Source organism: Flavobacterium sp. N1736 (assembly GCF_025947065.1).
Lineage (GTDB): Bacteria > Bacteroidota > Bacteroidia > Flavobacteriales > Flavobacteriaceae > Flavobacterium.
This window is the reverse complement of the sequence record NZ_CP109994.1, coordinates 3492824-3506742: the sequence shown is the minus strand read 5'-3', so window position 1 is coordinate 3506742 and position 13919 is coordinate 3492824. Positions and strand designations below refer to the sequence as shown.

Below are 13919 nucleotides of genomic sequence, written 5' to 3'. Positions count from 1 at the left end.
AATTTTTAACATATTAAATATATAAAAATGTACGGTAAAATTAAAGAGTATCTGCAAAGTGAGCTGCAGACAATTGAAGAAAACGGGATTTTCAAAAAAGAAAGAATTATAACTTCGGCTCAGGATGCTGAAATCACCATTTCGACAGGAGAGAAGGTTTTGAATTTTTGTGCCAACAATTATTTAGGTCTTTCTTCACATCCTGAAGTCGTTCAGGCTGCAAAAGATGCAATGGATACGCATGGTTTCGGAATGTCTTCGGTACGTTTTATATGTGGTACACAAGATATTCATAAAACATTAGAAAAAAAGATTGCAGAATTTTATGATACAGAAGATACAATTCTTTACGCTGCTGCATTTGATGCTAATGGCGGCGTTTTCGAACCTTTATTAGGAGAAAATGATGCTATTATTTCTGATAGTTTAAACCACGCTTCGATTATTGACGGTGTTCGTTTGTGTAAAGCTGCCCGTTATCGTTATGAAAATAGTAACATGGAAGATTTAGAACAGCAATTAATCAAAGCTAATGAAGCTGGTGCGCGTTTTAAATTAATTGTTACTGATGGGGTTTTCTCTATGGATGGCCTTGTTGCGCCTTTGGATAAAATTTGTGATCTGGCAGATAAATATGATGCAATGGTAATGGTTGATGAATGTCATGCCGCAGGATTTATTGGCGCCACAGGCAAAGGAACACTTGAAGCAAAAGGGGTTATGGGCAGAGTTGATATTATAACCGGAACACTTGGTAAAGCACTTGGCGGCGCAATGGGAGGTTATACAACAGCTAAAAAAGAAATCATCGAATTATTGCGTCAGCGTTCACGTCCTTATTTGTTTTCAAATTCACTTGCTCCGGCAATTGTAGGCGCGTCAATAAAGGTGTTTGAATTGCTTGAAAAAGATACTTCTCTAAGAGATAAATTAGAATGGAACACTAATTATTTTAAAGCCGGAATGAAAAAAGCAGGTTTTGATATTATAGATGGAGATTCGGCTATTGTACCTGTTATGTTATATGATGCGAAGTTATCTCAAACAATGGCGAACGAACTTTTAAAAGAAGGTGTTTATGTAATTGGATTTTTCTTTCCGGTTGTTCCAAAGGATAAGGCAAGAATAAGAGTGCAGTTATCAGCAGCGCATAGTAAAGAACATTTGGATAAAGCAATAAATGCTTTTATATCAGTGGGAAAAATGTTAAAAGTTATATAATTCCCATTTTAAATAATTTTTGTAGGTTTTTTTTAACATTTCATTTTGTATTTAAAAAATTTGGTGTTACTTTTGTCTGTAATTAACTAAATTGTAATTAAAAAAATTAAGTATGAAACATCTTAACAAACTTTTAGTTGCTGTGATGATGGTGATGGGTTTAACTTCTCACGCGCAAGACAGTAACAATCCATGGGCTATCTCTTTTGGAGTTAATGCCGTTGACACTAGAACCAGTTCTGGTGCTGGACATGGATTCTTTGATCAACATTTTTCTCAGCCTTTCGCTGTTAAAGACAACTGGAATATTCTTCCATCTCTATCTTACATTGGTGTGTCTAAATATGTAGGAGCTGGTTTCTCTGTAGGTTTACAAGGTTCTGTAAACAAAATTGATAAATTGGTTACTTTTGCTCCAACTGCTCCAGGGCATGATTCAAGAGGTAACGTTGTTAGTAATCCTGGTGATTTGATGTATTATGGAATTGATGCTACTATTAAATATAGCTTCCAGGAATTAATCAAATCTAAAGTAATCGATCCTTCGTTAACTGTTGGTGGAGGTTACACTTTCTTCGGAGACGAAAGCTTCGGAACTGTTAATCCAGGTGCTGGAGTTACTTTCTGGTTTACAGATGCTATTGGTCTTGAACTTGCTACAAAATACAAATGGGCTGTTGCTGATGGTACTGGAGATCGTTCAGTTTTCCAACACACTGCAGGTCTAGTTTTCAAATTCGGAGGTAAAGATACTGACGGAGACGGAATCTACGATAAAGACGATGCTTGTCCAGATGTTGCTGGTTTAAAACAATTCAACGGATGTCCTGATACTGACGGAGACGGAATCGTTGACGCTAGTGATGCTTGTCCAGATGTATTTGGTTTAGCTGCATTAAACGGATGTCCTGATACTGACGGAGACGGAATTGCTGATAAAGATGATGCTTGTCCAGATGTTGCTGGTTTAGCTGCTTTAAAAGGTTGTCCAGATGCTGACGGAGACGGAATCGCTGATAAAGATGACAAATGTCCTACAGTTGCTGGTCCTAAAGAAAATGGTGGTTGTCCTTTCTTAGACGCTGATAAAGATGGTGTTTTAGATAAAGATGATGATTGTCCTACAGTTGCTGGTCCTGCTTCAAACAGAGGATGTCCAGAAGTAACTTCTGAGGCATTAGAAGATCTTAAAGTTCAAGCTAGAGCAATCTACTTCAACTCAGGAAAAGCTACTTTCAAAACAGGAGACAAAGAAACTCCAGCTAGATTAGATGCAATTAAAGAAATCCTTAAAAACTATCCAAACGCGAAATTCTCTATTGAAGGACACACAGATAGTACAGGTTCTGCAAAAATCAACGACAAACTATCTCAAGATAGAGCTGACGCTGTGAAAAATGCATTAATCGAAAGAGGTGTTAATCCAGAAAACTTAGAGTCTAAAGGATTTGGATCTTCTCAACCAGTTGCAAGTAACAAAACTGCTGCAGGTAAAGCACAAAACAGAAGAACTGAAATCAAACATGTTGGTTCTAAATACCAAGGTAAACTATAATTTACTTTGTAAATAATACTGAAAAGCCATTCTTAATTGAATGGCTTTTTTTATTTTTATACAATGATAAATTCTTCTTTTCTCGAAAAAATAGCCCATGTTATAATTCAGGATTACTCAGCAAAACTTGCTGAAACAACTATTATTCTCCCTAATAAAAGAGCGAAAGTTTTTTTAATAGAAGCCCTGAAAAAAGAAATAAAACATACTATTCTTTCTCCGGTAATTATAAGTATTGAAGAATTTGTGCAAGATGTTGCGTCAATCAGATCCGTTGATTCTATTGAACTTCTATTTGAATTTTATGAAGTCTATCTTTCTGTTACAGAAAAACAAAACCAGCAATCTTTTGAATTGTTTGCTAATTGGGCGAAAACTCTTTTGCAGGATTTTAATGAAATTGATCGCTATTTATTAGAACCTTCCCACGTTTTATCTTACTTGAAAGATATTGAAGACATAAAAAAATGGGGAATAGAGGTAGAAAACAAAACAAAACTTTTAGAGAATTATATTGATTTTTGGAAACTTCTTCCAATGTATTATAATTCATTATACGATCATTTGCTAAATAAAGCAATTGGTTATCAAGGATTAATTTATCGCGAAGCCGTAAATAATTTAAATCATTTTTCGAATACCATTTCAAATCAAACTTTTGTTTTTGCAGGTTTTAATGCTTTAAATGCTGCAGAAGAAAAAATTGTGCAGCATCTTTTGGCTCTTGATCAGGCTAAAATTTATTGGGATGCAGATCAAACCTTTTTGAATGATCCCTATCATGATGCAGGTTTATTTGTGAGACGTTTTAAAGAGAATTGGAAACATTATAAATCAAATCATTTTGAGTGGATTGTTGATGATTTTTCACAATCTAAAAATATTCAGGTAATAGGAACTCCCAAAACTATTGGGCAGGCTAAATTAGCAGGTAATATTATAGATCAAATAATAAAAGAAAATCCAACCACATCTCTCGATAAAGTGGCAATTGTTCTGGGTGAAGAAAATTTATTAATGCCAGTTTTGTATGCATTGCCATCTTCGGTAGGAGCATTAAATATAACAATGGGTTATTCAGGTAAAAATAATCCTTCGCAAATATTGATTGCAAAATTGTTTAAAATGCATACAAATGCGCTTTCAAGAAAAGGCGAGAGTTATGTGTTTTATTATAAAGATGTACTCGATGTCTTAACGCATCCATTGATAGAGCCTTATGCGAAAGCAAATAACCTGGTAAAAATTATCAAAGAGAATAATTATACTTTTATTACGCATAACAGACTTATTGAATTGGGGTCTAATTCTTCAGATCTATTTCAATTATTATTTCAGAAATGGGAAAGCGGCGCAGTTGCGGTTTTAGAGAATATTTCGGCACTTTTGCTTTTGATAAAAGAAAATTTCAGCAATGATAATGAAGAAGAAAAAATAGCAAAAGCTTTTGTTTACGCCATCTTTAAGGTAATTAATAAATTGATCAATTATTATTCTAAGCACAAGCATATTGATAATATTGATACTTTGTATGCCATCTATAAACAGGTTATAGATGTTGCAGAGGTTTCCTTTGAAGGAGAACCTTTGCGTGGATTACAAATTATGGGAGTTCTAGAAAGTCGTGTTTTAGATTTTGATACCGTAATTGTAACATCTATGAATGAGGGTAAATTTCCTGCCGGAAAATCTCAAAATTCATTTATTCCGTATGATGTAAAGAAAGAGTTAGGTTTGCCAACATTTAAAGAAAAAGATGCTATTTATACCTATCATTTTTATCATTTGCTGCAAAGAGCAAAAAATATCTATCTGATATATAATACAGAAAATGATGGTCTCGATGCCGGTGAGCGCAGTCGTTTTATCACGCAATTGGAGGTTGAAAAACAGCCAAAACACAATCTTAGTTTTGATATTTATAATCCTGCTTTGCCTGCAACTGCTTATCAGCCAATGGTGATTCCAAAATCAGAAGCAGTTATGGAGCGTTTAAAAGAGATTGCTTTAACAGGTTTTTCTCCTTCGGCTTTGACTAGTTATATTAGAAATCCGATTGATTTTTATTTTCAAAAAATCCTGCGTATTCGCGAGGTTGAAGAAGTTGAGGAAAATATAGCGCTGAATACGCTTGGAACTATAATTCACGAAACCTTAAAAGCATTATACGAACCTTTTATTGGTAAGTTTATTTCGAAAACTGATATTTCAAACTGCTTTAAATTGCTGGATGATGAAGTTTTAAAACAATTTAAGCTGGTTTATAAAGAAGGTGAAATTAAAAAAGGCCGTAACCTTTTGGCTTTCGAAGTTGCAAAACGTAATGTTTCTAATTTTCTGAAAATAGAATTGGATCTTATAGAAAATGGAGATGCGGTTCAGATTATTGCTTTGGAGCAAACGTACGGTCGGGAATTTAATCATCCGGGTTTGCCTTTTCCGGTTTTAATTAAAGGAAATGTGGACAGAATTGAACTACGCAACGGAAAAATAAGAATCATTGATTATAAGACCGGAAAAGTCGAAAAGACAAATGTTATACTGAAATCCTGGAACGGATTAACGCAGGAGCTTAAAAATGATAAAATAATTCAGGTTTTGGCTTATGCATTTATGTTTGAGAATGAAGCAAAAGGTGTTCCGATTGAAGTTGGAATTATTTCATTCAAAAATTTAAAATCCGGATTTCTGCCATTTGGCTTCAAAGAAGACAAAGAGCTTACTATTACGGTGTCTTCTGAAATACTGAATAATTATCTGGAAGAAATTGCTATACTTTTAAAAGAGATTTTTGATGTTAATATCCCTTTCGAGGAAAAAATTGTTTAACATTTTTTTAAAATCAGACGATTTTATTAATAGCTGAAAATGAAAGAATAAACAGTTTTTAAAATTTTCGGTGTATTTAAAGTTTTTTAAAAGAAGAAATATAAAATAACCCGGTAAGAATTTTATTATTCTTATAATGTAATAAAAGCTGTTTAGTTTTTAGTAAAAATAGTTTATAAGGATTTGTATTAAAATCTATTTTCGTAAAATTTATAATTCAATAATTGAATTTGAAAAGAAGAAATAGTTATAAAAGTTGAAGAAATAATTATTGATGAACTTTCAAAATGTAATCCTCATTTTTGCAGGATTTAGTTCTGATTAAAATGTAAATTTCTTCATTTAAAAGAAAAAGGCTAAAATTTTTTGAAATTTACATCTAAAATTTTTAGCCTTTTTGTAAGTAGTTTTTAACTGAATATTTTTTTGAAGAATCCTTTTTTCGCAGTTTCCTCTGGGGCAATATTGTTTATGCTTCCGTTTTCAAAGCGAAATCTTCTGAACTTCATTAGCTTTACATTCAGATCAAATCTTAATTCTTCTACAGTTTTCATCTTTCTAAATTTTTTGCAAATTTATGAAAAACTTCTCGTAAACAAACTTTGCATTGCAGTATAAATTTATAAATGAATTATACGGAAGGAAATGTTGCTTTTTTGAATAAATTCTTTTTTTCAGTTATTTTTTTTTGCTAATCTTTCTTTAAAGATTGGCAAAAACTACGGGATAAACAAAAGTAAGTCAGATGGTTATAAAGCGCTGTTTTTTTAACAAGTGTTTATCAAACAGTTCTGTTTAGTTCAAATATCTTTGATTATTGATAAACAATATAATAGACAACATGATTGATATAAATACATTAGTTGAGGAGACTGGCGCTGAATCTGGATTGGTTTTTAACATAGATGGAATTCTGCTTAAATCTGTTAATTTAGAATATGATGGAAATGTAGCAGCAATGATTGGGATGATATTGAAGATGAGTTTAGAAATGTCTGAAGATTTGAACAACGGAGATCTTAAACAAATCATGATCAAGAATAATGATGGAATTGTGGTTGCAAATAAAGATCAGGATGATAATTGTGTGGCGCTGCTTTCTAAAGATATAAGTAAAATGGGACTTTTGCTACGCAAAATGGATACCGTTTTCAACAATTAATTTAAAATTCAATTAAAACATGTCAGATTTTTTACAAGATTTTCAAAACGATTTAAAAGAGAATATCAACGGATTTATTGCGGTATCTGTTACTGAGGTTGAGACAGGAATGTCTTATTGTTCACTTTCTTTAAATCCAAATTTTGACCCGGAATTAGCATCTGCTTATAATTTAGAAGTTGTAAAAGCAAAATTAAGCGCTATTAAAGCTTTAGGATTAGATCAAAAAATCAATGATATCTTAATTACATTAACTGATCAAATACATATTTTAGATGTTTCTGAAGATGGAAAATACTTTATTTATTTAGCAGTTGACTCTAGTAAAGCAAATTTAGGTTTGACAAGAGCGACTTTGGCTAAATTTAAAAAAGACATCATCTCAAAACTATAGTTTTGCCCCCAACAATGAGAAAAAGGCTGTTTCAAATTTTTTTGAACAGCCTTTTTTGATTCTATAATATGGCAATTATTGAAAAAAATCTGTTAATACAACTTTAAGTTCTTCCTTGTTTTCAATTGCACTCATATGTCCGTCATTAAAAGAAACAAGTTCTGCTGTTGTGTCTTCGATTTGTTCAATACCTTCTTCATAGTTTAAAACAGGATCTTTTTTTCCTAAAATCAATAAAACCGGAAATAGGTTTTTTTTCAGAAGACTTTCCCTGTCTTTTCTGATTTTCATGCCTTCAAGCGAAGCAATAATTCCCTGTAAAGGTGTTTGTAAAGCCTGTTCTTTTACTTCTTCAATCTCTTTTTCAAGACGGGTTCTGTTGTTTTCGCTAAATAAATTTGCAATTGCAAGACTAACAAACCCTACATAATTTTGTTTTACTGCTTTTATAGCACGGGTTCTGTTTAGTTTTTTTTCAGAGCTGTCTTCTTTTGAAGTCGAATTTAATAAAACTAATTTCTGAATACTTTTCGGAAATAATTCGGCGAAAGCCAAACCAACATAGCCTCCCATAGAATGGCCAACGATAATAGCTTTTTCAATATGTAAATGTTCTAAAACTTCGTGAACAGCATTTGCATTTTCTTCCATCGAATGTACGTAACCCAAACATTCTGTTTCGCCATGTCCTAATAAATCAATTGTAATAATGCGATTTTTTTCTGAAAACAGGGTAACATATTCCTTCCACATTTTTTTATTTTCCAGAAATCCATGAAGCAGTACAATTGCATTTCCTTCGCCAGAATCAGTAAAAGATATTTTAGTGTTTTTATATAGAATGTTTTTCAAAATGATGTTTTTAAAGTGGTAAGTACAAAAATAGTAATTGAGATATCATATAAGAAACATAACTTCATTCAAGTTAAAAATAGTATTTATTAGGGTCAATTTTAAATTAGAAATATGGGTTATAAACAAAAACGGCTCTCATTTTGAAAGCCGTTTTTGTTTTTTATGATTTTAAAAAAGAATTTATTTCTGTAAAATATTTTTCCTTTGCATCCAGCCATCCGTAATGTTTTGAGTTTTCAAGCAAAATCAATTTTGAATTTGGTAGCGTTTTGCGAGCAAGTTCGCCAATTTCGTTACTGATAATATCTTGTTTTCCCTGAATAATCAAAACAGGATTTTTAAAGTTTTTGAGTTTGTTCTTGCAGTCAAAATGAATTTTTTGCATATCATCCCATAATAATCCGTTTATTTCCGAATTCCCCTGCGTTAATCGTTCTGCAATAATGGGAATAAATTTTGAATTATAAACATAAGCCGGCGCCATCGCTCTTCCTCTTCCAAGTCTTGCTGCGTAAGTCGTGTCGCCTTTTTCTATTTTATCATTCCAATAATTTAAAGAATCTTTTTCGATTTTTGTTAAACCGGCTTCAATCAAATTCGGACTGCTTAATAAAGTCAAATCAACTCCGCCGGAAGAAGATAAAACCAACTTTTTAATGCGATCAGGATAAACAGTTGCATAATACGAAGCCAGCATTCCGCCAAAAGAATGTCCAAGAATACTCCATTTTTCTATTTTAAGATGTTTTCTCAGCGCTTCGATATCATCGGCCATTAATTGCATCGAAATTGTCTTAGAATTTAATTCCTTCAATTTCGATTTTCCCGTACCCCTTTGATCGTAAATAATAGTCTCCTGATTTTCTGCCAAAGTTTTCGCCATGCCTTCAAAACCATTACTGTTCATTCCGGGTCCGCCGTTAATAATTAAAAGCGGTTCTCCTTTTCCGAATATTTTGTAATAGGTTTTACTGGAATCATTGTTTTTAGAATAGCCTTCGGTTTGAGCGAAAGAGTTTCCTAAAATCATCAAAAAAACAAATAGAAAAATATTTTTCATCTTGAAATTATGAATTCATTAAACTCTCGATTTCATCAACTTCAACCGGAATATTGCGCATTAAGTTAAAAGGTTCTCCTTTTTCCTGAACCACAACGTTATCTTCCAGACGAATTCCAAAACCTTCAGCCGGAATATAAATTCCCGGTTCAACCGTAAAAACCATATTCGCTTTCATAGGTTCGTGAAGCAAACCATAATCGTGCGTGTCAAGTCCCATGTGATGAGAAGTTCCGTGCATAAAATATTTTTTATAAGCTGGCCAATCCGGATTTTCGTTTTGAACATCGGCTTTATCAATTAAACCTAAACCAAGTAATTCAGACGTCATAATTTTACCCACTTCAACATGATATTGCTTCCAAAGCGTTCCCGGAGCCAACATTTTTGTAGCCTCATTTTTCACTCTCAAAACTGCATTGTAAACCGCTTTTTGTCTTTCAGAGAATTTTCCCGAAACCGGAATTGTTCTTGTCATATCACTTGAATAGTTCGCATATTCTGCCGCAACATCCAATAAAATTAAATCTCCGGCTTTACATTGCTGATTGTTTTCGATGTAATGCAAAACATTCGCATTGTTTCCTGAAGCAATAATTGGTGTATAAGCAAAACCTTTAGAACGGTTTCTGATGAATTCGTGTGCCAATTCAGCTTCGATTTCATATTCCGTAACATTTGGTTTTACAAACGACAATAATCTGCGGAAACCTTTTTCTGTAATATCACAAGCTTGCTGGATCAAATCGATTTCTTCACTTTCTTTTACAGAACGAATGCGCTGTAAAATTGGGTTACTTTTCGCAACATTATGCGCAGGATAACGCTCTTTCCACCATTTTACAAAACGAGCTTCACGAGTTTCTGTTTCTACAGTTGCGCGATAATGTTCGTTTGTATTAATGTACATCGTATCAGCGTACGTCATCATTTCGTTCAAAATTTTATGAAAATCCTGCAGCCAATAAACAGTTCTGATTCCCGAAACCTGAAAAGCGCGTTCTTTGCTTAGTTTTTCACCTTCCCAAACGGCAATATGATCGTTGGTTTCTTTTAAGAAAAGAATCTCTTTTTGATTCTCAAAAGGTGCATCCGGAAACAAAAGCAAAATACTTTCTTCCTGATCAACACCACTCAGATAAAAAATATCCCGGTGTTGAGCAAATGGCAAAGTACTATCGGCACTAATTGGGTAAATGTCATTTGAGTTGAAAACGGCAACACTATTAGGTTTCATTTCTGCCGTAAATTTTCTGCGATTTTTTACAAAAAGAGCGCTGTTTATTTGATGATATTTCATAATAACTAATTTTTGAACTTCGAATTTTCAAAATTACTATTTTTTAGAGAAGATGATATAATTGATTTATTAAAGTTTTCTTATTTGTTTGGTACGCGTAACAATTAAACCCGACAGGTTTTTAAAACCTGTTGGGTTTGTCGAAGAAATTACCATATATTAAATTTTGTATATTGGTGAAAAAATTAAACTCTAGGAGATTATCATATCAACAAGTGAAAATATAAGTATGAAAATTGTTTATCTATATCTTTTTTTATTTCCAATATCTTTATTAAGTCAATCTTTTTATCGACTTGAAAATAATGATAACCTAAAGAAATACAGAAGTGTTGAAAATAAAAAATATTTTAATAATAAAAAAAGTGCCTTTTCAAGCAGATATATTTTAGAAGATGGAAAAATAAAAGAAGTAGAGACTTTTAACAAATCTAGCTTAGTTTATAAATCTGAATACAATTACGATTTAAAAAAGAATGTTGTTTCTGAAATTATAAAATTCAATATCAATAAAGGTCAGATTAATGACACTATAAAATACTCATATGTTTACAATTCAAGTAATCAGTTAATTGAAAAAAAATGTTTGTCCAGAGAATATTACTCTAATTTTAATTCTCAAAATTTACCACAAACTATAGAATTTCCAAAAACAAAAATGGACTCTTTAACTTCTTATAAAGTAGAATTACTATACAATTCTTTTGGTGCTGTTTTGGAACAAAAAGTATTTTCAAAATATGAAGGTAAAAGCAATATTGAAATCAATAACTATGTTTATGATGTTTTTAAAAATGTAATCGAAGTAAAACGAAAATCAATTCCAGAAGAAACTTATCCAATAATAATTGCAGGAGGAAGATCTAAATATAAAGAGGAGAAATACCGGTATGTTTATAATAAAGATAATTTATGGATAAAGAAATACTGGATTATCGAAAATAAAGAATATTTGATCGAAAAGAGAAAATTTAAAAAAGAATAATTTGAACTTATTTTGGTACGACTGCAAAGTCTTTGCGAGGAACGAAGCAATCTCATCTTGTATATAACATTGGTTGATTTTGTTAGTGTGGTTGCTTCGTTCCTCGCAATGACGATTGGGCTTAATAAAAAAACCTTTGTCAAAGTTCAAAACTTTGACAAAGGTTAATCGTATTTAATTGGAATTTTTCTATTAGAATTTATTCAACCCATTTATAATATCTCGCTCCAATTAAAACAGGGATTTCTTTTTCGATTCGATCTAAAATCCATTCGTTTTTAGGAGTTCGAATGCTTTGTTTTTGTTCTTTTTTGTGAAGACTTTCGTAAGTTTCAAAACCAATTTCTACACTTTCTTCCAGATTTTCAAAAAGTTTGGTTTTGGCTAAAGCCAATTGCCAGTTTGTTTGAATTGTTCCTTCAAAAACTTTCGATTTAGATCCGCTTCCATACGCCAGAAAACCGAATTTAGTTCCTGCAACTTCAGTTTTAGTATCATAATAATGAGCCAAAGTCGATAATAATCCCATGAAAATGGAACCGGTATATAAGTTTCCTATTAAAGATGAAGCCAATTCTGCGGGTTGTAATTTCTCGGTTACAAACTTTTTGTATTCGTCAGATTTTCCGACTTCTTTAATTTTGTTTTGATAATCTGCCGATTCTATATTTTCTGCAATAATTTTATCAGCATGATCTAAAGCATAAATTTCAGACAACATTCTGCGTCCCTGAAAAGAGTAGGGAAGGTGCATAATAATACTGTTCCATGAATTATATAAAGTTTCGGTTGTATTTTTTAATTTCTTGAACGAAAAGTAAGCATTTCGCGTACGATCCATATAACATTGATTCGAATATTGACCGTCAAAAACCGGTTGATCTTTGTGGATCTCGATTTCGGCTTCTAAATTGTCAAACCAAGGATCGTTGTTTTCGTTTTGCGTAATCGTTTCTTTTGAGATAGTTCTGTAAGGTTTGAAAAAATCAAAAACACCTTTTGTAGATGTTGCCCAATTTTCATCAAAAGCAATAATTCTTGGGTTTGAAGTGACAAGCATTGCCAGAGCTCCGGCGCCTTGTGTGTATTCTCCGGTTGAATTTAAATCATATTTTGCAAAATCTGTCGTAACGACAATTGCTTTTTTGGTTGGGTTTAGTTTTACAAAATCAATACAGTTTTGCAAAGCATCGACACCGCCAATACAGGCAAAAGTAAAATCGACAACATCACATTCGGAAAGAGAATCTTCGCCAAATTTTTGCTCCATTAAACTGATTAAGAAAGAACTAATTGGTTTCGAACTGTCGATTCCGCTTTCGGTTCCAACATAAATCCGGCTTATTTCGTTTAGGTTTATTTTGTTTTCAAGAATAAGTTTTGTTAAAGCGTTTGCTCCAAAAACAACCGCATCCTGATGAACATCCGGCAAAGTCATTTTAATTAATCCGAGACCTTTTTCTAGTTTTTCTGGTTCTATATTTCTGGCAACAGCCAAAGTTTTGATGGGTAAATGTATGTTGGCTACGTCAAAAGAAATAGCGTCAATTCCTGTTTTCATTCTGATTTTTTTTGAAGCCGATAAAGGTAAAATTATGCTATTAAAATTCATTCGTTTTCCCTCATTAAAATTCGGTGAGGCTTTATTTTTGAGGAAAATAAGTCAAAAACCTAAAAAAAATAATAATTTGGTAATTGTATAAATGTCAGGATTTCGTTAAAATGCTTCATGAAATTAGCTTATTTAGTTGTTTTCTAATATTTTGTATAATAGTCTTAAAAGCTCTTTAAAATCATTATAAATAACAGCGAAATGGTTGTAGTTCATTTGTATTTGCTTTATTTTTGTATAATTTTTTAAAACAAACTACTTAAACTCTTATGGCACAATCTGCACTATTGAACGCGTCCATCTTAAAGAAAGTTGCAATGGCTCTTTCAGGACTGTTCTTAATCTCGTTTTTAGCGCTGCATGTTTCCTTAAATCTAGTTTCTATTTTTAGTGAAAACGTTTTTAACGAAGTTTCTCATTTTATGGGATACAATCCGCTAATTCAATATGTAATGCAACCTGTTTTAGCATTTGGTGTAATTTTCCATTTTGTATTTGGATTTGTTCTGACAATACAAAATAGAAATGCACGACCTATTGCTTATGCAAAATACAACGGAGCTGCTAACGCTTCATGGACTTCAAGAAATATGATTATTTCGGGAGCTGTTGTATTGGCTTTCTTTGTATTGCACTTTTATGATTTTTGGGTTCCTGAAATTGCGTATAAATATGTAGAAGGTAACACGCCTGACGCTACAAGATATTATGGAGAGTTAGTTCATAAATTTCACGATCCAATTCGTACGGGATTATATTGTGTAGCTTTTGTGTTATTAGGATTTCACCTTTGGCATGGATTCGGGTCTTCTCTACAATCAATGGGAATGCACAATAAATATTCTAGATTTTTAAGTAAAGTGGGTTACGGTTTTGCAGTTGTAGTACCGGCACTTTTCGTAATTATCGCATTATTTCATCATTTCAATAATTAATATAAATTATA

12 protein-coding genes are annotated in these 13919 nt (G+C 32.3%); 7 read left to right on the top strand and 5 right to left on the bottom strand.

The annotated features are described in order from the left end of the window. The first annotated feature begins 27 nt into the window (after positions 1-27). The 3 genes from kbl (at position 28) to OLM54_RS14995 (ending at position 5605) form a co-directional block, all read left to right on the top strand. The gene (kbl, locus tag OLM54_RS15005) at positions 28-1221 is read left to right on the top strand and encodes a glycine C-acetyltransferase (protein WP_264535386.1); all 1194 of its coding nucleotides are present in this window, start codon (positions 28-30) and stop codon (positions 1219-1221) included. Positions 1222-1333: 112 nt separating this feature from the next. Beyond that, positions 1334-2776 carry an OmpA family protein gene (locus OLM54_RS15000; protein ID WP_264535385.1) on the top strand — a complete coding sequence of 481 codons (1443 nt, stop codon included), beginning with the start codon at positions 1334-1336 and terminating at the stop codon, positions 2774-2776. A 63-nt stretch (positions 2777-2839) separates the two neighbouring features. Further along, on the top strand, positions 2840-5605 hold the full coding sequence (locus tag OLM54_RS14995) for a PD-(D/E)XK nuclease family protein (RefSeq protein WP_264535384.1): 2766 nt from the start codon (positions 2840-2842) through the stop codon (positions 5603-5605). A 410-nt stretch (positions 5606-6015) separates the two neighbouring features. On the opposite strand, the gene OLM54_RS14990 is transcribed toward OLM54_RS14995, so the two are convergent. Further along, complete coding sequence (locus OLM54_RS14990) at positions 6016-6159, bottom strand: hypothetical protein (RefSeq protein WP_264535383.1); 144 nt, start codon at positions 6157-6159, stop codon at positions 6016-6018. A 287-nt stretch (positions 6160-6446) separates the two neighbouring features. Between OLM54_RS14990 and OLM54_RS14985 the strand changes: the two genes are divergently transcribed. Further along, complete coding sequence (locus tag OLM54_RS14985; protein ID WP_264535382.1) at positions 6447-6767, top strand: roadblock/LC7 domain-containing protein; 321 nt, start codon at positions 6447-6449, stop codon at positions 6765-6767. A 19-nt stretch (positions 6768-6786) separates the two neighbouring features. Then, positions 6787-7161 carry a hypothetical protein gene (locus OLM54_RS14980; RefSeq protein ID WP_264535381.1) on the top strand — a complete coding sequence of 125 codons (375 nt, stop codon included), beginning with the start codon at positions 6787-6789 and terminating at the stop codon, positions 7159-7161. 75 nt (positions 7162-7236) lie between these two features. Here the strand turns inward: OLM54_RS14980 and OLM54_RS14975 are convergent, their stop codons facing one another. From OLM54_RS14975 to OLM54_RS14965, 3 genes are all read right to left on the bottom strand, one after another. Continuing rightward, on the bottom strand, positions 7237-8013 hold the full coding sequence (locus OLM54_RS14975; protein WP_264535380.1) for an alpha/beta fold hydrolase: 777 nt from the start codon (positions 8011-8013) through the stop codon (positions 7237-7239). A gap of 163 nt (positions 8014-8176) precedes the next feature. After that, positions 8177-9076, bottom strand: a complete 900-nt coding sequence (locus OLM54_RS14970) for an alpha/beta fold hydrolase (protein ID WP_264535379.1) — start codon at positions 9074-9076, stop codon at positions 8177-8179. Between the two features lie 7 nt (positions 9077-9083). Continuing rightward, positions 9084-10376: an aminopeptidase P family protein gene (locus OLM54_RS14965; RefSeq protein WP_264535378.1), complete on the bottom strand. Its 1293-nt coding sequence runs from the start codon at positions 10374-10376 to the stop codon at positions 9084-9086. Between the two features lie 229 nt (positions 10377-10605). On the opposite strand from OLM54_RS14965, the gene OLM54_RS14960 reads away from it, so the two are divergent. After that, on the top strand, positions 10606-11361 hold the full coding sequence (locus OLM54_RS14960) for a hypothetical protein (protein WP_264535377.1): 756 nt from the start codon (positions 10606-10608) through the stop codon (positions 11359-11361). Between the two features lie 199 nt (positions 11362-11560). Here OLM54_RS14960 and OLM54_RS14955 read toward each other — a convergent pair whose 3' ends face one another. Then, positions 11561-12922, bottom strand: a complete 1362-nt coding sequence (locus tag OLM54_RS14955; RefSeq protein ID WP_264535376.1) for a hydroxymethylglutaryl-CoA synthase family protein — start codon at positions 12920-12922, stop codon at positions 11561-11563. A 320-nt stretch (positions 12923-13242) separates the two neighbouring features. On the opposite strand from OLM54_RS14955, the gene OLM54_RS14950 reads away from it, so the two are divergent. Next, positions 13243-13908: a succinate dehydrogenase cytochrome b subunit gene (locus OLM54_RS14950; RefSeq protein WP_264535375.1), complete on the top strand. Its 666-nt coding sequence runs from the start codon at positions 13243-13245 to the stop codon at positions 13906-13908. The last annotated feature ends 11 nt before the right edge of the window (positions 13909-13919 follow it).